The sequence below is a fragment of the Sorangium sp. So ce131 genome, from assembly GCF_051519095.1.
Lineage (GTDB): Bacteria > Myxococcota_A > Polyangia > Polyangiales > Polyangiaceae > Sorangium.
Genome location: NZ_CP150455.1, coordinates 12,200,428 through 12,220,792 on the forward strand (window position 1 = coordinate 12,200,428; position 20,365 = coordinate 12,220,792).

The 20,365-nt window shown below is 74.2% G+C and carries 18 protein-coding genes; 7 read left to right on the plus strand and 11 right to left on the minus strand.

What is annotated here, in order from left to right; genetic code table 11:
• Positions 1 to 131: 131 nt before the first annotated feature.
• From WMF43_RS44360 to WMF43_RS44375, 4 genes are all read right to left on the minus strand, one after another.
• Positions 132 to 1,064: an NAD(P)-binding domain-containing protein gene (locus WMF43_RS44360; RefSeq protein ID WP_437674401.1), complete on the minus strand. Its 933-nt coding sequence runs from the start codon at positions 1,062 to 1,064 to the stop codon at positions 132 to 134.
• Positions 1,061 to 2,830, minus strand: coding sequence for a 1-acyl-sn-glycerol-3-phosphate acyltransferase (locus WMF43_RS44365; protein WP_437674403.1), 1,770 nt, complete (start codon positions 2,828 to 2,830; stop codon positions 1,061 to 1,063). The genes WMF43_RS44360 and WMF43_RS44365 overlap by 4 nt, the downstream gene beginning before the upstream one ends.
• A gap of 76 nt (positions 2,831 to 2,906) precedes the next feature.
• A complete protein-coding gene (gloB, locus tag WMF43_RS44370; protein ID WP_437674405.1) occupies positions 2,907 to 3,662 on the minus strand; it encodes a hydroxyacylglutathione hydrolase in 756 nt (251 codons plus the stop codon).
• A 136-nt stretch (positions 3,663 to 3,798) separates the two neighbouring features.
• Entirely contained in the window at positions 3,799 to 5,067 is a 1,269-nt protein-coding gene (locus WMF43_RS44375; protein ID WP_437674406.1) for a hypothetical protein, read from the minus strand.
• A gap of 266 nt (positions 5,068 to 5,333) precedes the next feature.
• Here WMF43_RS44375 and WMF43_RS44380 point away from each other — a divergent pair, with 266 nt between their 5' ends.
• The gene (locus WMF43_RS44380) at positions 5,334 to 6,329 is read left to right on the plus strand and encodes a hypothetical protein (RefSeq protein ID WP_437674407.1); all 996 of its coding nucleotides are present in this window, start codon (positions 5,334 to 5,336) and stop codon (positions 6,327 to 6,329) included.
• Positions 6,330 to 6,604: 275 nt separating this feature from the next.
• A complete protein-coding gene (locus WMF43_RS44385; RefSeq protein ID WP_437674409.1) occupies positions 6,605 to 7,645 on the plus strand; it encodes a bifunctional methionine sulfoxide reductase B/A protein in 1,041 nt (346 codons plus the stop codon).
• Between the two features lie 230 nt (positions 7,646 to 7,875).
• Here the strand turns inward: WMF43_RS44385 and lpdA are convergent, their stop codons facing one another.
• The 6 genes from lpdA to WMF43_RS44415 all read right to left on the minus strand — a co-directional run bounded on the left by lpdA (position 7,876) and on the right by WMF43_RS44415 (position 13,563).
• Positions 7,876 to 9,282 (minus strand): dihydrolipoyl dehydrogenase, encoded by a 1,407-nt coding sequence (lpdA, locus tag WMF43_RS44390; RefSeq protein WP_437674410.1) that lies wholly within the window; start codon positions 9,280 to 9,282, stop codon positions 7,876 to 7,878.
• A 171-nt stretch (positions 9,283 to 9,453) separates the two neighbouring features.
• Complete coding sequence (locus WMF43_RS44395; protein ID WP_437674412.1) at positions 9,454 to 10,647, minus strand: thiamine pyrophosphate-dependent dehydrogenase E1 component subunit alpha; 1,194 nt, start codon at positions 10,645 to 10,647, stop codon at positions 9,454 to 9,456.
• A 156-nt stretch (positions 10,648 to 10,803) separates the two neighbouring features.
• Positions 10,804 to 11,079, minus strand: a complete 276-nt coding sequence (locus WMF43_RS44400; protein WP_437674414.1) for a hypothetical protein — start codon at positions 11,077 to 11,079, stop codon at positions 10,804 to 10,806.
• A gap of 16 nt (positions 11,080 to 11,095) precedes the next feature.
• Positions 11,096 to 11,704, minus strand: a complete 609-nt coding sequence (locus tag WMF43_RS44405; RefSeq protein WP_437674416.1) for a DUF4149 domain-containing protein — start codon at positions 11,702 to 11,704, stop codon at positions 11,096 to 11,098.
• A gap of 14 nt (positions 11,705 to 11,718) precedes the next feature.
• Entirely contained in the window at positions 11,719 to 12,705 is a 987-nt protein-coding gene (locus WMF43_RS44410) for a HEAT repeat domain-containing protein (protein ID WP_437674418.1), read from the minus strand.
• 126 nt (positions 12,706 to 12,831) lie between these two features.
• Positions 12,832 to 13,563: a hypothetical protein gene (locus WMF43_RS44415; RefSeq protein ID WP_437674420.1), complete on the minus strand. Its 732-nt coding sequence runs from the start codon at positions 13,561 to 13,563 to the stop codon at positions 12,832 to 12,834.
• A gap of 159 nt (positions 13,564 to 13,722) precedes the next feature.
• Between WMF43_RS44415 and WMF43_RS44420 the strand changes: the two genes are divergently transcribed.
• From WMF43_RS44420 to WMF43_RS44435, 4 genes are all read left to right on the plus strand, one after another.
• Positions 13,723 to 14,028, plus strand: a complete 306-nt coding sequence (locus tag WMF43_RS44420; RefSeq protein ID WP_104985869.1) for a YfhL family 4Fe-4S dicluster ferredoxin — start codon at positions 13,723 to 13,725, stop codon at positions 14,026 to 14,028.
• A 91-nt stretch (positions 14,029 to 14,119) separates the two neighbouring features.
• Positions 14,120 to 14,896, plus strand: coding sequence for a hypothetical protein (locus WMF43_RS44425; RefSeq protein ID WP_437674422.1), 777 nt, complete (start codon positions 14,120 to 14,122; stop codon positions 14,894 to 14,896).
• A 229-nt stretch (positions 14,897 to 15,125) separates the two neighbouring features.
• Positions 15,126 to 15,995, plus strand: a complete 870-nt coding sequence (locus WMF43_RS44430) for a hypothetical protein (RefSeq protein ID WP_437674424.1) — start codon at positions 15,126 to 15,128, stop codon at positions 15,993 to 15,995.
• A 4-nt stretch (positions 15,996 to 15,999) separates the two neighbouring features.
• The gene (locus tag WMF43_RS44435; RefSeq protein WP_437674426.1) at positions 16,000 to 18,171 is read left to right on the plus strand and encodes a protein kinase domain-containing protein; all 2,172 of its coding nucleotides are present in this window, start codon (positions 16,000 to 16,002) and stop codon (positions 18,169 to 18,171) included.
• 33 nt (positions 18,172 to 18,204) lie between these two features.
• On the opposite strand, the gene WMF43_RS44440 is transcribed toward WMF43_RS44435, so the two are convergent.
• Positions 18,205 to 18,492, minus strand: a complete 288-nt coding sequence (locus WMF43_RS44440) for a hypothetical protein (protein ID WP_437674427.1) — start codon at positions 18,490 to 18,492, stop codon at positions 18,205 to 18,207.
• 191 nt (positions 18,493 to 18,683) lie between these two features.
• Here WMF43_RS44440 and hutU point away from each other — a divergent pair, with 191 nt between their 5' ends.
• Positions 18,684 to 20,363, plus strand: a complete 1,680-nt coding sequence (hutU, locus tag WMF43_RS44445) for a urocanate hydratase (RefSeq protein ID WP_437674429.1) — start codon at positions 18,684 to 18,686, stop codon at positions 20,361 to 20,363.
• Positions 20,364 to 20,365: the final 2 nt, after the last annotated feature.

Genomic DNA, 20,365 nt, shown 5'->3' on the forward strand with positions numbered 1-20,365 from the left:
CAGAGCGGCGTTCACCCGCACAGGAGACGGGTCCAACTCGGCGTTTTCGGCGCGGAAGCGCACTCCTGTGCGCTGAGCACCGAAAACGTCGAGATGGGCCCGTCTCCGAAGCGGGTGAGCGCCGCTCCAGCTCACGCCGCGAACATCCGGTCGAGCACCGCCCTCGGCTCGGCGCCTCGCAGGATCGTATCGAGCGCCTCGAACACCCCCCCGTCCACCTTCCGCTCCTTCGCGAACGCCACGATCCGCGGGATCAGCGGGATCGCCTCCACGCGCAGCCGCGCCTCCGCCACCGCCTCGTCGAGCGTGCGCCCGCGCGCGAGGGCCTTGCCGAGCAGCACCTCGGGGCGGCCCTCGAGCGCGATCGAGGCGAGCAGGTCGCCGTAGCCGCCGAGCCCGAGCACCGTCCGCTCCTCCGCGCCCGCCGCGACGGCGATGCGGGCCGCGCTGTCCACCGCCCGCGAGATCAGCGCCGCGAGCAGCCCCGGCCCGGCGCCCGCCTGCTCGGCGAAGCCGACGCCGATCGCCAGGCAGCCCACCAGCGCCGACGCCCACTCCAGGCCCTGGAGATCCGGCGTCGTGTAGACGCGGAGCGCGTCGGACTGGAACGCCGCCGTCACCGCGGCGTGCACCTCCGGGAACCGCGAGCCGCACACCATCGCCGACGGGCGCCCCTCGGTGAGCTCATCCGCCTGCACCGGGCCGCCGAGCGCGCCCACCCGGCGCGCCGGCGTCTCCTCGCGGACCAGATCCGAGACCGTCTTCAGCGCCTCGCCCTCGAGGCCACGCACGCCGTGGATCACGAGGTGCGAGCCGTCCATGTGATCGCCCAGCGCGCGCAGCGCCGTCCGCGCCGCGTTCGACGGCACCGCGATCACGAGCAGCCGCGCCCGGGCCACCTCGGCGTAGTCCCGCACGATCCGCGGGCCGTCGTTGATCTGCGGGTGCTCCCGGCGGGAGAACAGGAGGACCTCGGCCCCGGTGCGGCTCGCCGAGAGCGCCAGCGCCACCCCCCAGAACCCGCCGCCGATGACCCCGACCGAAGGCGCCGGACGCGCGCTCACCGAGCACCTCCCGCGCCGTTCGCCGACCCCGCGCCCGCAGCGCCGGCCGCAGCGCCGGCGCGGGGCGCTCCCGCGCCGCCGTCGGCGCCCCGCGGCGCCGCCGGCGACGGCGTCGCCAGCTGCGGCAAGGGCGGCTGGACCTGCAGCCCGGTGGGCACCCCCGGCGGGGCGATCACGTCCCAGGCCACCCCGTGGGCGGCGAGGCGGTTCTGGTAATAAAAGAGCAGGTTCGTGTCGCAGATCGCGACGCCGTCCGGCCGCGAGTCGAGCACCGGCGCCGAGTGGTAGCCGGCGAAGGCGCGCATCGCGCGCTCGACGATGTCGCCGCCCGAGCCGAGCCGGACGTCCTCGCCCAGCACGATCAATCCCTGCTGCTCGAGGGCGCGCAGCCGATCACACAGGGCGACCACGTCCGCCGCGAGGTCGTCGCGGGGCACCGTGAGCACGTCGCGCTGGCGCAGCACCGTGAAGAGATCCGCGGCGGGCGACTGGCTGCGCAGCCGGGCGAAGCTCGCGGCCGCGACGACGTGCGTCGCCATCACGACCGTGTCGCGCGCGTACGCCCGGCAGATCTCCTCGCCGAGCTCCCGGGCGTACTGGGCGTCCCGCGCCGGGTCGATGACCACCTTGCCGTGCTGGTCCTTCATGTAGCTCGCCGGATCCACCTCGCGGCCGCGGGCGTCGAAGGAGCGGCCCAGCTCGTCCACCCGGTTGCCGAACGGATCGACCGGATCGGAGAAGCGGATGACCACCGCGGCGTTCATCGCGAGGAGCTTGCGGAGGAACGACGCGACCCGGCCGATCCGGCTCGACTCGTCGTCCTCGATGATGAAGCGCCCCTTGCCCGCCTCGGAGAGGAAATCGGCGATGAGCGTCTCGGCCTCGAGCGTGATGAGGTAGTTGATCGTCGCCGGGACGAAGAAGATGCGGCGCTCGCGGCCGCTCTGCAGCGTCCGCGCGTAGGCCTCGAACGCGCTGCCGACCAGGCCGAGCTTCAGCCGCCGCTCCACGCCGCCCGAGCGCGACCGCGTGCCCCCGGGGAAGAACAGCGAGTGGTAGCCGCGCTCGAGCAGCACGCCCGAGTACGTCTTCAGCACGTCCTTGTAAAGGTTGTGCCGGATGCGCCGATCCACGCGGTAGGCGCCGAGGTTGTGCATGAAGAACGAGAGGACCGGGTTCGTGAAGAGGTTCTTCCCGGCGCCGTACGTGGCGGGCGGCAGGCCGGCGCGCTCGAGGGCGTAGCCGAAGACGATCGAGTCCATGTTCGACAGGTGCGTCGGGACATAGACGGCCGTGCCGCGGCGCACGAGCGATCGGAGCTTCGCGAGCGGGCCCTCGACGAGCACCCGGTCGGCGAGCAGCTCGAGGCTGATGAGCTTGCGCGGGTCGCGGACCACCGTCATGAGCTTCCGCGGCGCGAGCAGGGCGCTGACGACCGGCGGCAGCAGCCGGGACGACAGCTGGTAGACCCGCCGGTCGAAGTTCCCCGCGATGTCCCACGCGTACTCCTCCGAGAGCTCCCGCAGCCGGCGGCGGCGCTCGGCGTCCTCCATGCGGCCGAGCGAGCGGGCGAGCTTCTGCCACTCGGCGAGCTCGCGCACGTCCTGCGGCTTCCGGGAGCCCTCGAGCCGCTTCGCCTCCTGGTACGCCGCCTCGTTCATGGCGAGCAGCGGATCCTTCGTGGCGCTGACGACCCGTTCGACCACGGTGCGCACGATCGCGTCGCGCGCGTCGTTGAACCCGAAGATGGGAGCGCGGGAGTCCATGGGCCTAGTCGTATAGAAATCAGGCGGCGGGCGCGAGCGGAATACGAGTCGAATGGCCCGGCCGCGACGCCGTGAGTCAGCGGTAATTGTCCTTCGCGCGCCGCACGGCGGCGAACACGTCGGGCGGCGTCTGGCCGGGGAATCGGTCCCGCACGGACGGCTCGCTGCACCGCAGGAACGGGTTCGTCGCGAGCTCCTCGGCGATCGTGCTCCCCACCGTGGGCTCGCCGCGCTCGCGCGCCGCGCGGGCCGCGGCGAGCTTGTCGCGGACAGCCTGGTTGTCCGGCTCGACCGTCTCCGCGAAACGGAGGTTGTTCACGGTGTACTCGTGACCGCAGAAGACACGCGTGTGCCCCGGGAGCGCGGCGAGCTTGGAGAGCGAGGCGTGCATGACCTCCGGTGTGCCCTCGAACATGCGGCCACATCCGGCGATGAAGAGCGTGTCTCCGGTGAACACCGCGTCCTCGACGCAATAGGACACGGCGCCGAGCGTGTGGCCGGGCACGTGCAGCGGCTGGAGCGTGAGGCCGGCGACCTCGACCGGCTTTCCCTCCTCGACCCGCACCGTCTGCGCCGGGACGCGCCCGACGTCGCTCGCGTGCGCGAAGACGGGGACGTCGCCGTAGCGCTCGCGGAGCGCCTCGTTGCCGCCGACGTGATCGTGGTGGTGGTGCGTGTTGACGATGGCGGAGAGGCCGAGCCCCGCGCGCTCGAGCGCCGCGACGACCGGCGCGGCCTCCGACGGGTCGATGACGATCGCCTCACGCCGCCCGTCCGCGGCCACGAGGTAGGCGTAGTTGTCGCTGAGGCAGGGCACCGGGAGGATGAGCATCGGGCGATGACTATAATGCGACGCACGCGCGGGAGCCGGAGAAAAGGCGCGCGGCGCGGGCGCTCGCTCTGGGCGCGGCGCGCGGCGCGGGCGCTCGCTCTGGGCGCGGCGCGCGGCGCGGGCGCGGGCGTTCGCCCTAGAGCAGGAACGTCGCCGCGTAGCCCAGAAGGAGGAGCCCGAGGGCCGCGTACGCCACGCGGCGAAGCCCGGGCACGTCGAACAGGAACGCCAGCCGCAGCACCGCGACGATCGCGGACGGGCCGAGCACGCCGAAGCGATCGAGCACGCCGGCGGGCCAGAGCAGGAGCGCCGCGGCGACGGCCGCGCTGCTCAGCACGCTGCCGAGGACCAGGGACCGGCTCCGGTACGACTTGGCGAAATAGAAGCACAGCGGATCCGAGATGGCCGGCACCACGACGGACACGAGGAACGTGGACGGGAGATCGTCCCGCGCGCTGCCCGTGAAGGGCAGGAACGGCACGTGGATGACGAAGAGGAGATAGATCGCGACCCCGATCCCGAGCGTGAACGGCACCGTCCGTACCCACGCCGAGAGCGCCTTCGCGCGCCGCTCGGCCTCGCTGCCGACCCCGCTGAGCGCGCCGGACGTGATGGCGCGGCTCGCGAACGATTGAGAGCTCGTCGTGAGGAGCGGCATGATCGACCAGCAGAGCACCTGGGTACCGACCCGCGACTCGCCGAGCAGCGGGATGGCCTTGTGCAGGGCGAGCGGGTAGACGGCGACCGTGGAGAGGTTGACGAGCGAGGGCCACACCGCGTGGCGCACGAGCAGGAACGCCAGGCGGATCGCGCGCCGGATCTGCACGCGCCCGATCATCGCGAGGACGGGCACGGCGACGCCCGCGCCCACGAGCACCGCGCTCAGCCGGGGCATCCCGAGCAGCGCCGCGCCGAAGCAGAGCCCGACCGAGATCGCGGCGGTGATCGAGAGGAGCAGGAGGAAGCGGCCCCGGATCTGCCAGATCGGCCACACGACGGGGTTCGCGCAGGCGAGCAGCGAGGCGAAGGCGAACGCCGCGGCGCTCAGCGCGGCCACCGGCCCGAGCCCGCTCGCGAGATCCAGCGCCGCCGTGAGCGCGCCGGCCGCGACGCCGAGCACCGAAAGCGCGCTGGCCACGGCCGCGCGGCCGCGTGGCCGGTCGAACAGCCTGGCGCGGCTCGCGAGCGACGCGGCGAGCCCCACGGCCACGAGCGCGACGACGGTGCTCGCGTGGGTCGTCGTGAGCACGTACGCCGTCACGGCGGTGGGGCCGACCACGGCCGACAGGATCCACTGGGTGGTGAGCGAGGCGGCGCGGGACAGGAGCAGGGCGCCCACCACCCCGAGCCCGCCGTACGCGATCCGGTGGAGCAGCTTCTTCAGGGAGCGGGCAACCTCTCTCATCGTGCTCCCCCGAAGGGCGCGCAGCCTAGACGAAGCGCGCTTCGTCGACCACACGGTTGTCGCGGCGGCCTCGGGCGCGCGGGGTGTCGTCCGTGAGCGCGTGCGCGGTCCGCGCGCCGCGGAGCAGGCTCTGCCCTGCCCTGCGCTGCCCTGCCCCCGCGCGCAGCCCCGGGGCCGCACAGCCCCGGGGCCGCCTGGAAGCCGGCGGACCGCCTGCTGGAGAGACGCGCGATGACAGCGGCGGCGCCGTGTGGCAAGGGGCCGGCATGCCGTCCGGCGAGCCCTCCGTCCGCTACCGCATCGGCGTCGATGAGAACGGCCTCGGCCCGCGCCTCGGCCCGATGGTGGTGACCGCGGTCCTCTCGCGCGTCACGGAGGCCGGCTGGCAGACCGCGGGCCGCGCGCCGCGCGGCGCGCTCGCGCAGCGGCTCGGCGACTCGAAGCAGCTCGTGGCCCACGGCGACGTCTCGCTCGGCGAGGCCTGGGCGCGCGCGCTGGTCGCGCGGGGCTGCGGCCGCGCCGGGCCCGTGTCGTCGGTGGGCGAGCTCCTCCACGCCGTCTCGCTCGAGGACGGCGCCGCGCTGCGCGCGCCGTGCCCCAGCCACGTCGAGGAGCAGTGCTGGTCCGAGGACGGCGAGGCGTTCGCCGCGCCCGACAAGCTGCTCCGCGCGATCGGCCGCGACCTCGACAAGCTCGCCGAGAAGGGGGTCGAGATCGTCGCCGTGCGCTCGATCCTGATCTGCGCCAAGCGGATGAACGACGGCGCGCGCGCGGGCAAGAACCGGTTCGTGCTGGATCTTCACGCCATGGAGCGGCTCATCCTCGAGCTGCGCGCCCTCGCCGGCGTCGACGTGTTCGCGGTGTGCGGCAAGGTCGGCGGCTTCGGCAAGTACGGGGCCGCGTTCGGCCCGCTCGCGGGGAGGCTGCACCTCGTCGTCGAGGAGAGCCGCGCCCGCAGCGCCTACCGCTTCCCCGGCCTCGGCGAGATCGCCTTCGTCCGCGACAGCGACGCCTCGGATCTCTGCGTCGCGATGGCGTCGATGGTGGGCAAGTACGTCCGCGAGGCGATGATGGGGCGCGTCGCCCGCCATTATCAGCGCGCCGTCCCCGGCCTGCACGGCGCGAGCGGCTACCACGACCCGATCACGTCGGCGTTCATCAAGGCGACCCGGCTGATCCGCAGCGCGCGCGAGATCCCCGACGACTGCTTCGAGCGGCGCGCCGCCGAGGGCGAGGCCTCCCTGGAGAGCGGCGGCCCGTAGCCCGGCGCCGGCGGGCGCGGCGGGCGCCGGAGCGCGGCCGCGCGCGCGGCGGCCACGCGCGCGCGGCGCGCCAGCCGGCGCGAAACCGGCGGCGCCGTCCGGCGTAGGGAAGGTGTGTGCGCTACGCTCGACCGGCCAGGTGGACCATGAAGTTTCCCCGCGTTGCTCGTCTTTTCGCGCTCGTGCTGCTCGCGTGCGCCGCCCTCGCGTGCCGTCGCGCGCGCGAGACGCACCACGCGAGCGAGGCCGCTCAGGAGTCCAAGGAGGCTGTAACGATGTCGGACAAGACCTATCGCAAACCGTCGGATGAGGAGCTGCGAAAGAGGCTCACGCCGCTCGCGTACGAGGTGACCCAGCGCGACGCGACCGAGCCGCCGTTCCGCAACGCGTTCTGGAACAACCACGACGCGGGGCTCTACGTGGATGTGGCGAGCGGCGAGCCGCTGTTCACCTCGCTCGACAAGTTCGATTCGGGCACGGGGTGGCCGAGCTTCACGCGCCCCGTCGAGCCGGAGCGGGTGGTGTCCCGCGTCGACCGTGCCCACGGGATGGTCCGCACGGAGGTGCGATCCCGGAGCGGCAACTCGCACCTCGGTCACGTCTTCGAGGACGGCCCCGCGCCCGCCGGGCTGCGGTACTGCATCAACTCCGCGTCGCTCCGGTTCATCCCGGTGGATCGCCTGGAGGCCGAGGGCTACGGCGCCTACGTCGCCCTGTTCAAGGGCCGTGGCGGCGCGCCGCGCGAGGCCGCCGGGGCGCCGTCGCAGGCCGCCGGGGCGAACGCCTGCGCGATGCCTTCGGCGGGAGAGCCGGCCGGCTGCAAGGCGACGCTCGAGACGGCCATCCTCGCCGGCGGCTGCTTCTGGGGCATGGAGGAGATCCTCCGGGGGATCCCTGGCGTCCTCGAGACGGAGGTCGGTTACACCGGCGGCCGGACGAGGGCGCCGACCTACGAGGACGTGAAGACCGGCAGCACCGGCCACGCCGAGTCGGTGCGCATCGTCTTCGATCCCTCGAAGCTCTCGTACGCCGAGTTGCTCGAGAAGTGGTTCTTCCGCATGCACGATCCCACGACGCGCGATCGCCAGGGCAACGACGTCGGCACGCAGTACCGCTCGGCCATCTTCGTCACGACCCCGGACCAGCGCCGCGTCGCCGAGGAGGTGAAGGCGCGCGTCGACCGGAGCGGCAAGTGGCGCGCCCCCATCGTCACCGAGATCGTCGAGGCCGGTCAGTTCACCCGCGCCGAGGAGTACCACCAGAAGTACCTGGAGAAGCAGCCCGGCGGCTACACCTGCCACTTCCTCCGCGACTGACACAGCGGCGTCTCCTGTCCCGGAAGCTCCCCTTCCGCGACGCGAAGCCGCCCCGAGCAGGCCGCTCTCCCCCCTTGAGCGGCCTTCCCCCGCCCCTCGCGACTGAGAGCGACGGTCACCCGCACAGGAGACGGGCCCAGATCGGCGTTTTCGGCGCGCAGGCGTACTCCTGTACGCCGAGCACCGAAAACGCCGAGGTGGGCCCGTATCCGCAGCGGGTGACCGCCGCTCTAGCGATTTGCGATGTGGATGGCGGCGCCCATCGCGTGGGCGGCGGCCTCCATCAGCGACTCGCCGAGGGTCGGGTGGGGGTGGATCGTGAGCGAGAGGTCCTCGAGGAAGGCGGCCATCTCGAGCGAGAGCGACGCCTCGCTGATCATCGTGCTCGCCTCGGGGCCGACGATGTGCACGCCGAGCACCTGCTTCGTCTTCTTGTCGGCGACGACCTTCGCGAACCCCTCGGTCTCGTTCATGGCCATGGCCTTGCCGAGCACCGAGAACGGGAACTTGCCGACGGTGACCTCGAGGCCCTTGGCCTTCGCCTCCGCCTCGGTGAGCCCCACCGTCGCGATCTCCGGATCGGTGAAGATGGCGCCCGGGATCGCGACCCAGTCCTTCTCGGCCTTGTGGCCCGCGATGACCTCGGCGACGATCTCGCCCTCCTTCGACGCCTTGTGCGCGAGCAGGGGCGGGCCGCTCACGTCGCCCACGGAGTAGATCGACGGGATGTTCGTGCGGCCCGCCTTGTCCGCCGGGACGAACCCGCGCTGGTCGACCGTCACGCCGACCTTCTCGAGGCCGAGCCCCTTCGAGTTGGGCCGCATGCCGACGGCGACCAGCACCGTGTCGACGACGATCGTCTGCTCCTTGCCGTCGACCTGGATCTTCACGCCGACCGAGCCGTCCTTCTGCTTCTCGTACCCGAGCGCCTTCGCCCCCTTGTAGATCTTGCCGCCGCGCTTCTCGATCTTGCGCTCGACGACCTTGGTGCAGTCGGGGTCGACGCCCGTGAGCAGCTCCGGCAGCGCCTCGACCACGGTGAGCTCCGAGCCGAACGCCTGGTAGACCATGCCGAGCTCGAGGCCGATGACGCCGCCGCCGATCACGAGCAGCCGCTTCGGGATGCGGCGCAGGCTCACCGCCTCCTTCGCGCCGATGATCGCGTCGCCGTCGAACTTGAACGTCGGGATCTCGATGGTGGTCGCCCCGGTCGCGATGACGATCGCCTTGGTCGCCTCGATCTGCTCCACCGAGCCGTCCGGGAGCGTCACGTCGACGCGCTTCGGCCCGACGATCGTGGCGGTGCCGGTGAGCAGGTCGGCCCCGTTGCCCTTGAGCAGCGACCGGACGCCGCCGGTGAGCTTCTTGACGATGCCCTCCTTCCAGTCCTGCATCTGGTTGGGGTCGAGCTCGACGCCGCTCACCTTGATGCCCATCGAGCTGCCCGCCTTCGACTTCTCGTAGAGGTGGGCGGCGGAGATCAGCGCCTTGGAGGGGATACAGCCCCAGTTGAGGCAGACCCCGCCGGGCTGCTCCTTCTCGATGCAGAGCGTCTTCTGCTTGAGCTGGGCAAGCCGGATGGCGCAGGGATAACCGCCGGGGCCGGCGCCGATGACGATTGCGTCGTAGGTCTTCATCCTTGTCCTTTTGTGCGCTTCGGAGACTGGGATAGGGGCGCTGGGGTCCGTCCGGCAAGCCCCTGGTTGACCAGCCCTGAGGCCGCGCCCGCGACCGCGAGCCGTACCCTGGGTGCTGCCGGGCTTACACGACCTCGCCCCGAGGGGAAATCCTCTCCGGTCGGCGTCGCGTCAGCGCCCGCCGCCGTGCGCGGGCGCTTTCGGGCAGCGCAGGAGCTCCGCGCGCTGCTCGCGCAGGTGCCAGGGCAGCTCCGCGTAGACGTCGTCGAACAACGTCTCGCGCGCCGGCGGGGCCATCGCCTCCACGTCCGCGACGGCGGCGGCGATCTCGGCGTTGAGCTCCTCCTCGAGGGTGGCCTCCGCCGCGTCGTCCACGAGGCCGCGGGCCGCGAGGTGGCGCCTGAGCCGCAGCAGCGGGTCGCGCTTGGTCCAGCGGTCGACCTCCTCCTGGGACCGGTAGCGGCTCGGGTCGTCGCTCGAGGAGTGCGCGCCGACGCGGTAGGTCAGCGCCTCGATGAAGCTCGGCCCGCCGCCCGCCCGGGCCCGCGCGACCGCCTCCGAGACGGCGCGGTAGACGGCGAGCACGTCGTTGCCGTCGACCCGCGCCGACGGGACGCCGTACGCCCGCCCCTTCACGGCGATGGTCGTGGAGGCCGTCTGCCGGGACGTCGGCACGCTGATCGCCCAGTGGTTGTTCTGGCAGATGAGGACGCAGGGCACCTTGAAGACGGCCGCGAAGTTCATGGCGTTGTGGAAGTCGGGCTCGCTGGTCGCGCCGTCGCCCATGAACGCCGCGACCACCGTGCGGTCGCGGCGCAGCTTCGCGGCCCACGCGGCGCCGACCGCCTGCGGGAGCTGCGGCCCGATGCAGCTCGACCAGGAGACCTGGTTCACCTGCCGCCCGCTCATGTGCGACGGCATCTGGCGCCCCTTGAGGAGATCGCCCGAGTTGCCGAAGACCTGGGCGACGTATGCGCGGAGCGGGAAGCCGCGCACCAGCATCATCACGCTCTCGCGCAGCGCGGGGAAGATCCAGTCCGACGGCTCGAGCGCGAGCGCCGCCGCGATCGGCGTCGCCTCCTGGCCGGTGCACGCGCCGTAGAAGCCGACCCGCCCCTGGCGCTGGAGCAGGAGCATCCGCGCGTCGAGCAGCCGGAGCCGCTTGATCTCCCGGTAGGCGCGCACCAGCAGCGCGTCGCCGACGCCGGGGTCGGTCGCGGGGTCCAGGGATCCGTCGTCGCCGAGGACGCTGAGCAAGCCTTCGTCGTCCAGCTCCCTGGTCCGGAGCGGCGGGTCGTGAGGCGGAGGGACGTCGGCGGCGGGCGTCGTCGAGGCGCCGGGCGGCGCGGCTTCCAGCTCGCTCATGGGCGGACCATACCGCGAAACGGCGGCGGTCGCGGCGCCTTCGCCGCGCGCGGCGAGCGCCCCCGCCGCGCGGCGAGCGCCCCCCGCCGCGCGGCGCGAGCGCCTCCGCCCGGCCGCCGCGTCACCTTCAACCGCCGCCGCGCCGGCGCGCCGCCTTCAACCGAGGAGGACGCGGAACATTCGCTTGCTGTCGGACAGGTAGTAGTAGGCGGCGCGGTCCGCGTCGCCCATCAGCTCGAGGATCGCCTGCTCCATCTGGTCCGGGCTCAGCGTGTTGGACACCTCCCATGTATGGAGCGTCACCTCGTCGCCTTGCCACGGTCCGGCGCAGAGCGCGACGAGGCGCGCCCGGTTCGCCTCGTCGGCGATCGAGAACGTGAGGATGTAGTCGTGGCTCACGAAGCCGCTGTAGAGCTTGTTGTCGCGCGGCACCTGGTCTCTCCCTGGTTCACCGCGGGCCGGGCGGCAGCGGCGCGTCCGCTTCCTCGTCGTCCAGCTCGGGGCGTCGCGCGCCGAGCGTGAACACGTGCAGCACGACCAGGCTCGCGCCCAGGAACACCTCCGCCCTGCCGGCGAGCTCGGCGCGGCGGTGGGCGCGCTCGAGCTCCATGCCGAGCTCCCCCTCGCCGCGCCGGGCGCCGTCGCGGTGGAGCGCCGCGATGCGCGGGGTGAGCGCCAGGCCGACGTACGCGGCGCAGCCTGCGATCACCATGGCGAGCACCCGGCGCACGCGGGCCGCGGGGCCCACGCCGCGGCGTCCGGCGGCCCAGGTGCGCACCACCTCGGCGCCGAGGAGGATCACCGCGGCGCCGAGCGCGAGCTGATCGAAGCGGGCAAACGCCGCGGTCATCGCGTCGCCGGAGTACGGGGCCGGGGTGAGCCGGAAGACGAACGGGGCGGCGCAGGCGCCGAGCGCCACCATCCCGCCGGCCCAGGCGCCTGCCGCGAGCGCGGCCGTGCTCGCGGCGGCGCGATCGATCAGGAGGCGGCGCGACGCGGCGCGCTCTTCGGGGCTCGGCGCGAGGTCGGCCTCGCTGAACTGGGGTTCGTCGTTCATGGATCCACCTTGCCTTACTTGGCCGGGGGCGACGGCGAGCCCGGCGCGCTCGCGGCGGCGGACGTGATGGCGGCGAGCGCCTCCTCGACGGCCCCCTGGTCGGCCTTGCGTTCGTCGCCGCGCATCGCCGCGATCGGCTGGCGGGCCGCCTCGAGGCGGGCGCGCCCGGCGGCCGCGACGGCGAGCGTGCGGCGGTGGCGGTCCCACGCGCCGAGGTCGCTGAGGATCTCGCGGACCGCGCGCTCGTTCCCCATCCGCGCGAGCGCGACGCGCGCGTGCCAGCGCAGCGGATCGCGCCCGAAGCCGAGCCTGAGCCCGAAGGCGCGCCGCTCCAGGGCGCTCCGGGCGGCGGCGAGGCCGAGCTCGCCGCAGAGCTCGATGGCCGCGGCCTCGTCCTCGTGGTCGATGCCGCGCAGCTTTCCCTCCGCGACATCGACGAGCACGGGGTGCCCCGCCGGATCGCCGAAGCGCGCGAGGACGACCGCGGCCGCTGCCCGGACGAGCGGCGAGGGGTGCTCGAGCAGCGCCCGCGCGCGCGAGAGGCCCGACGGGGGCAGGTCGCCGTGCGTCTCCCCGAGCTCCTCGAACACGCGCAGGGCGACGTGGCAGACGAGCGGGTCGTCGTCGTGCGTGGCCTGGACGACCGCCTCGATCGCGTCCTCCCGCTGGGTGCAGACGCGTGGAAACGCGATCACCGCCTGGAACCTGACCTCGGGCCGCTCGTCCGCGAGGGCGCGCCGGAGTCGGCCCGTGGCGCGCGTATCGCCGATCTCCCCGAGCGCGGTGATCGCCATCTGCCGGACGTGGGCGTCGGCGTCCTCGACGGCGAGGAGGAGGGCGGGCAGCGCCTCGCCGGCCTTCGTGTCGGCGAGCGCGATGGCGGCGGCCGCGCGCACGGACGGGTGCACGTCGTCGCGCAGCGCGCCCTCGACGGCGCGCAGGACCTGCTCCCGCGCCGTGTCGACGTACGAGACGAGGTCCCCCACCGCCTCCGCGCGCACGGCTGGCTTCGATGAAGCGACGTCGCGCAGCGCAGCCTGGAGCGTCCTCTTCGCTGGGGCAGGTCCGAACACGCGACGAACGCTAGCACGGCGGACGCGCGAAGCCGGATCGCTCCCGAGGAGCGCTCAGCTTCCGCCGGCGCCGCCCGCGCCCTCCGCGCCTCCGGCACCCCCACCGCCTCCGGCGCCCTCCGGACCGCCGCCCGCGCCCTCCGGACCGCCGCCGCCGCCTTCGTTACCAGCGCCGCCGGAGCCGCCCTCGCCACCGGCGCCGCCTTCAGCGCCCGCACCACCCGCACCGCCGGCGCCGCCCTCACCGCCGGCGCCGCCTTCACCCGGAGCGGGCCCACAGACGCCGGGCACCTCGTCGGGCTCGCGCGGCGGCTCGCTGGTCTGGCTCGAAGCGCCTCGCCTGGCCAGGCACGCCTTCGAGGCCTCCGGCTCGGCGTCGACGATGACGGCGCTGCGCTCGCCCGGCTGGATCTCGGCGAGGTCCCGGAGCTTGTGCAGCGCCTCGCAGGCGTAGCCGTCGCGGCAGTCGTCGTCGTCGTCGCAGGTGGCCATGCAGAACGTGCGCTCGAAGCGCGGCCAGCGAGCGCTCTCGAGCGCGCCGCACGCCTGATCCAGCACCGGATTGAACGCCACGCAGACGCTGCTCCCGCTGCAGCTGTCGGGCGAGCAGTTGAAGGCCGTGCAGTAGCCCCCCGGCTGGGTGCTGTCGCAGAAGAGCTCCTGCTCCTGCTGGGCGCAGTCGATCGACGACGCGCATGCGTCGCCGATCTGCGGGCCGCACGCGGCGAGCAGCGGGGCGGCGCCGACGATCACGACGAGGAGCACAGACCCGGTGAGGCGGAGCATCAGGAGGGCCGCTTAGTACCGGCAGGGGCGCCCGCGCGCAAGCGCGCCGCGGCTCTGCCGCGCCGATCCGGCGCGTGGGTCCGCCCGAATTGACACCCTGCGGTCAGGCCTCTACAAACGAGCGGACCGGGGTTGACCCCGGAGAATGAAGCGAAGGCCATGGCGACTTACATCACTGAAGACTGCATCAACTGCGGCGCCTGCGAGCCGGAATGCCCGAACGAGGCCATCAGCGAGGGCGATGAGATCTACGTGATTGATCCCGAGCTGTGCACGGAGTGCGTCGGGTTCTATGACCACGAAGCTTGCCAGGCCGTGTGCCCGGTCGAGTGCTGCCTGCCCAACCCGCAGATCGTGGAGACCGAGGAGACCCTCATCGCGCGCGCGCTCAAACTGCACCCCGACGATGCCGATCTCCAGAAGAGGGCCGCCGCCAACAACTACCCGTCGCGCTTCCGGAAGTAGCGCGCCTCCTCGAACAGCGCGCCGCCTCTCGGGCCGCGCTTTGCATGGCTCCGCCGGCTTCGTCGAATCAACGTGGCGTCCGGGTCGCGACGTGACCCGACGCTGGGCCGTATTGCTCCTCGCGGGCGCTTGCGCCGGCTGCCATGGCAGCGGCCCGCTGCTCCATCCTGCCCATCCCCTGCGCCCTGGCTTCATGAGCTTCGGCGGCGGCGTCTCCGGCGAGACGGTCGTCGCAGGAGCGACGGCCGCTCCGCCGGGCGCCGGCGCTGGCGCCGAGGGCGCCCCGGCGGAGGACGCCGCCCCGCGGCGCCTCTCCGAGCTCACGGTCGCGCCGGGGGTTGCCCCCTGGGTCAGCGCGCGCGTCGGCATCGAGGGCGACAACGAGGCCGGCCTGACGTACACCGGCCGAGCGCTCCGGCTCGACGGGCGCCACGCGTTCTCGCTGGGCGAGCCGACGCTGTCGATCGGGCTCGGCGCCTCGGCGCTCTTCGCCCGCGGGGCCGGCGCCGGCGCCGAGGGGAGCCGCGCTCACGGCGCGGGGATCGACGTTCCGATCCTGCTCGGCTTCCAGTCGGACGCGGACCTCTACGCGTTGTGGTTCGGGCCGCGGCTCGGGCTCGAGCTCCTCGGCGGCGAGGTGCGCTTGCCCGCCGCCGGATCGGCGGCCGAGGGCCCCCTCGCCGACGTGTCAGGCCGGCACCTGGAGGTCGGGTTCGTGCTGGGGGTGCGCGGCGGGTTCCGTCACGTGCATGTCGCCCTGGAGGTCACAGCGGCCTACCACCACGTCGCTGGCGAGCTCGCCGGCGCCCAGGTCGCGCTCGACCAGGCGACCTTCACCCCGGGCGGCGGCCTCACGGTCACCTTCTGACCTGGCCGGAGCCGAGTCCAGGGCGCCCGGAACAAAGCCGCAAGAACGTGAAATCTTTCATTTTTTTACGAGCTCGTGCAGGCGCTTGCCCGCCCGGAGGACCGGCCTTAGACTCGGATCTATGCGTCCCAATGGCGCCCTCTCCAGTGCATGCCTCGTCCTGGCCGGTGCGGCTCTCGTCGGCTGTTCGGCGCCCGTCGCGGGCGACGCGGCCGATGCGAACGGGGCGATGACCCAGGGCGTCGTTCTCGTCGAGCGCGCGATCAACCTGAGCCGGGACGTGGACTCGACCTCCTCTCCCGTCGAGGCGGACGAGGCGGCCCTCCCGAGCGCGGCCGCCGAGGGCGCAGGGTCGGTCACCAACGTCTCCGCGAAGTTCATGCGCCTCTCCTCGGCGGTCGACCCCGAGCTCGCCGAGCGGGTGGTCGGCTCGCCGCTCGATCTCCCGGCCGCCGGCAGCTGCATGGTCCTGTCGCCCGCGGCCGACGACGAGTCCGCGATCAGCCTGAGCTCGCTGGGGTCGATCGAGCTGCTCGACGCGGGCGACGTGACGATGAAGACCGAGAGCACCGAGATGCCGCTCGCCGCCCGCGCCTTCCCCGACGTGGGCGACCTCGTCTTCGGGGTGTTCTACACGTCGCGCGACGCCACGAGCGACCTGCCGGCGCCGGCCCGGTACGTCTTCGAGAGCTCCGGCTCGGCGCTGCTCGACCGGTTCGCCTTCGAGGCCGACGCTCCTGCAGGCCCCGAGGAGGTGCGGATCGGGGACGTGGAGCTGGCCGACGGCGTCGCGCTCGACGCGGGGGTCGGCGCGGTCGTGCAGTGGCGCGCGGACGAGGACGGCAGGGCGCAGGACCTCATCTATGTCGACGTGACCTCGGCGCGCGGCGCGGCCGTCCGGTGCTCGTTCAAGGACGCGGGGAGGGGCGTGATCCCGGGCTCCCTGCTCGATCCGTCGACGCTCGGGCCGCTGCCGGCGAACGTGACCGTCGCCGTGCACCGCACGCGGCAGGCGCCGTTCAGCGCGTCGGGGGTCGACCTCGGCGAGGTGCGCTTCGACCTCTCCGTGATCGGCCGCGCGCGCATCGCCGCTCACTGACCGTTTGCCGACCGACGTCAGGGTGGCGTACGACGACCTGCGACGGCGCGCGGCCGAGCTCGCTGCGATCGGACAGCGCGGCCGCGGCGCGGCCCTCCTCGCGGCGGCCGGCGATCACGCCGGCGCGTCCGAGCTGCTCGAGCGGGCCTGCGACTTCGCCGGCGCCGCCCGGGAAGCGCTGGCGGCCGAGGACCCGGCCCGCGCGGCGCTCATGGCCGCGATCGGCGGGGACGACGCGCTCGCCGGCGAGGCGCTCGATCTGCTCTCCGCCGCCGCGCCGCGCGAGGCCGCGCTGCGCGTCGCCGCCGATCTCGCGGCGCGCGGGTTCACCCGCCACGCCGGCGCGCTGTTCGCCGGGCTGGGCGCCCACGCCGCGGCCGCGGAGGCCTTCACCGCCGCCCAGGACGCGTGCCGCGCCGCCGAGAGCTTCGAGCTGGCCGGCCGCCCCGCCGACGGCGCGCGGGTGCTCGAGGCCGCGCTCCGCCGCCGCCCGGACGACGCGGCGGCCCGCCTCGCCCTCGGCGAGCTCCTCGCGCGCCACGGCCGCACCGAGGCGGCGGTGCGGGCGCTGCAGCAGCTGCCGCCCCGGAGCGGGGAGCGCGCCCGCTCGCTGCCGCTGCTCAGCCGCTGCCTGAGCGAGCTCGGTCTCGAGGATGCCGCGCGGACCGTGCGCGACGAGCTCGCCCAGCTCGCCGCGCACGGGCCGGGCGACGAGGCGCTCGCGCCGCGGGGCCACGTGGCGCGCCGCCCTGCCTCGGCGCCTTCCCCCGCCGCGGCGCCCTCCCCCGCCGCGGCGCCCTCCCCCACCGCGGCGCCCTCCCCCACCGCGGCGCCTCCCCCCGCGGGCCCGGCGCGCGGCCCGTCGACCGCGCCGCTCCTCTTCGGGCGCTACGAGACCCTGCGCGAGATCATGGCCACCCCGCACGCACGCGTGGTGGAGGCGCGCGACCGGATCACGGCGGAGCGCGTCGCCGTGAAGATCTTCGCCGGCGCGGCGTTCGGATCGGGGCGCGACGCGCTGCTCCGGTTCGAGCGCGAGGCGCGCGCCCTCGCGCAGCTCCGGCACCCGAACGTCGTCGCGCTGCGCGCGTACCACCCCGAGGGCCCGGCGATGGTGCTCGCCTGGATGGCGGGCGGCTCGCTGCTCGATCGGCTGTGCGGGGAGCCGGTCGCGCCCGCGCGCGCCGTCGAGATCGCGGTCGCGGTGCTGTCCGCGCTCGGCGAGGCGCACCGGCTCGGCATCCTCCACCGCGACGTGAAGCCGAGCAACGTGCTCTTCGACGAGGTCGGGACGGCGCACCTCGCGGACTTCGGGGCGGCGCACCTCGGCGATCTCTCCACCACCGCCACCGCCGGGGCGATCGGGACCTTCGCGTACATGTCGCCGGAGCAGCGCATGGGCCGGCCGGCGACGCTGGCGAGCGATCTGTACGGCGCCGGCGCGGTGCTCGCCGAGCTGCTCACGGGCGAGCCGCCGGCGCCCGCCGTGCGCGGGCGGCTGGATCCGGCGCCGAGCGAGATCCACCCGGACCTCACGCCGGCGCACGACGAGATCGTGGCGGCGCTGCTCGCCGAGGACCCCGCCGCGCGGCCCGCCGACGCGTTCGAGGCGCGCCGCGCGCTCACCGCGCTCGCCTGGCCCGCGCGCGCGCGGCCGGCGAGGTCGCGCGCGAGCGCCCGGCCCCGGGCGAGCGACGCCCCGCCCGCCGCGACCGCGCGGCTCGGCGCGACCCTCGAGGCCGGCGACGGCCGCGACGTCGAAGGGCGGTGGCGCGACCTCTGGCTCGACCGCGACGTCCTCGTGCTGCAGCTCGACGACGCGACGCTCGCGCGGGCCCGCGCGTTCGCGCGCGCGGGCCACGCGGCCCTGCCGGTCGTCCTGCGGGTCGACCTCGACGCCGGCGAGGTCTGGGTGGCGCCGCCGCTCGGCCGCGCGCTCGCGGACGAGCCGCGCGCCCTCGCGCGGGGGCACCACGCGCGGCTCGGCGAGGCGGTCGCCGCGCTCCACGCGGCGGGGGGCGCGCACGGGTGCATCGACGGCCAGCACGTCTACCTCCACGATGGCGAGGTCGCGCTGGCCTACCCGCGCGAGCCTCCCGGCGACGTCGAGGAGATGGCCGCGCGGGATCTCGCGGCGCTGCGGGAGCTCGACGGCGGCGCGCCGGACGAGGCCTAGCTGTCCCGGGGCGCGCGCCCGGCGCGGCGATGGCTACAGGCAGGGGATTTCGTAGTAGTCCCCGTCGCCCTTCGTGATGTCGTAACAGCAGTAGCCGCTGTCGTACTCGGGCTCGCTGTCGACGGACTCGACCTCGCCTCCACACTCGGAGCCGAAGTAGGCGAGCGCTTCCTCCTGGGAGGGGCACTCCCCCTCGATTTCAGTCCACTCGAAGCACCCGACCTTACTGCACCCCGCGCTCGCGACGGCGAGCGCCAGGGCTGCGAGCGAAGGGGCCCCGATCGGGCAACGTGCAAGAGCCGAACGGATCGTCGAGATCATGGATTCTCCCGGACACGGACGCAGCGCGCGCCCGGGGCGAGCATACCCCGGTTCGGACGGGGCCGGCTGTCCTGGAGAGGCGCCGTCCGGGCGGAGCAGGCTTACAGCACGCCCGCGGCCGCGGGGCGTCCGGGCGACGCCGCGGCGGCCGGTCTGCTGGTCGATCCGGATCGGCTAGGGTAGACGACAGCATGGCGACCGGAGAGCAGGGGGCCCGGGTGGTGCGCGCGCCGCGCGGGAGCGAGCGGAGCTGCAAGGGGTGGATCCAGGAGGCCGCGCTCCGGATGATCCACAACAACCTGGATCCGGAGGTCGCCGAGCGGCCCGAGGATCTCGTGGTCTACGGCGGCACCGGCAAGGCCGCGCGATCGTGGGAGGCGTTCGACGTGATCGTCCGCGAGCTCAGGGAGCTCGCGGACGACGAGACGCTGCTCGTGCAGTCGGGCAAGGCGGTGGGCCGCTTCCGCACCCACCCGGACGCGCCGCGCGTGCTGCTCGCGAACTCGAACCTCGTCGGGCGGTGGGCGACGTGGGACGAGTTCCGGCGGCTCGAGGCGCTCGGCCTGACCATGTACGGGCAGATGACCGCGGGCTCCTGGATCTACATCGGCTCGCAGGGCATCGTGCAGGGCACCTACGAGACGTTCGTCGCCGCGCGCAAGGCGCACGCCGCGCGCGTCCCGGGCGGCGGGCGCTGGGTCCTCACCGCGGGCCTCGGCGGCATGGGCGGCGCGCAGCCGCTCGCCGCGACCATGGCGGGCATGGCCTGCCTCGGCGTCGAGATCGATCCCGCGCGCATCGAGAAGCGGCTGCGCACCCGCTACGTCGACGAGCGCATCGACGACCTCGACCGGGCCCTCGACGTGGTCCTCGAGAGCGCCCGGCGCGGGGCGCCGCGCTCCGTCGCGCTCTGCGGCAACGCCGCCGACGTCTACCCGGAGCTCGTCCGCCGCGGCGTCACGCCGGACCTCGTCACCGAGCAGACCGCGGCGCACGACCCGCTCGTCGGGTACGTCCCGCCGGGCCTCACGCTGGAGCAGGCGGCGGCGCTCCGCGCCCGCGATCCGGAGGGGTACGTCGCGCGCGCGAAGGCGGGGATGCGGCTCGAGGTCGAGGCGATGCGCGCGATGCAGCGGCGCGGGGCCGAGGTCTTCGACTACGGCAACAACATCCGCACCTGCGCGATGGAGGCGGGCTGCCAGGACGCCTTCGAGATCCCCGGCTTCGTGCCGGCGTACGTGCGCGAGCTGTTCTGCCAGGGCAAGGGCCCGTTCCGCTGGGTCGCGCTCTCGGGGGACCCCGAGGACATCCTCGCCACGGACCGCGCCGTGCTCGAGGCCGTCCCGGGCGATCCCGACCTCCGGCGCTGGATCGAGCTCGCGGAGCAGCGGATCGCGTTCCAGGGGCTCCCGGCCCGGATCTGCTGGCTCGGCTACGGCGACCGCGCGAAGGTCGGGCTCGCCTTCAACGAGCTCGTGCGCACCGGCCGGGTGAAGGCGCCGCTCGTGATCGGGCGCGACCACCTCGACTGCGGCTCGGTCGCGTCGCCGTTCCGCGAGACGGAGGCGATGAAGGACGGCTCGGACGCCATCGCCGACTGGGCCCTGCTCAACGCCCTCGCGAACACCGCCGGCGGCGCGTCCTGGGTGAGCTTCCACCACGGCGGCGGCGTCGGGATCGGCAACTCGCTGCACGCGGGCATGGTCATCGTCGCCGACGGCACCGAGGCCGCCGCCCGCAGGCTCGAGCGGGTGCTCACCATCGACCCCGGGATGGGGATCATCCGCCACGCCGACGCGGGCTACGAGACGGCCGCCCGCGTGGCCGACGAGAAGGGCGTCCGGGTGCCGCACCGGGTGCCGCGCCCGTGAGC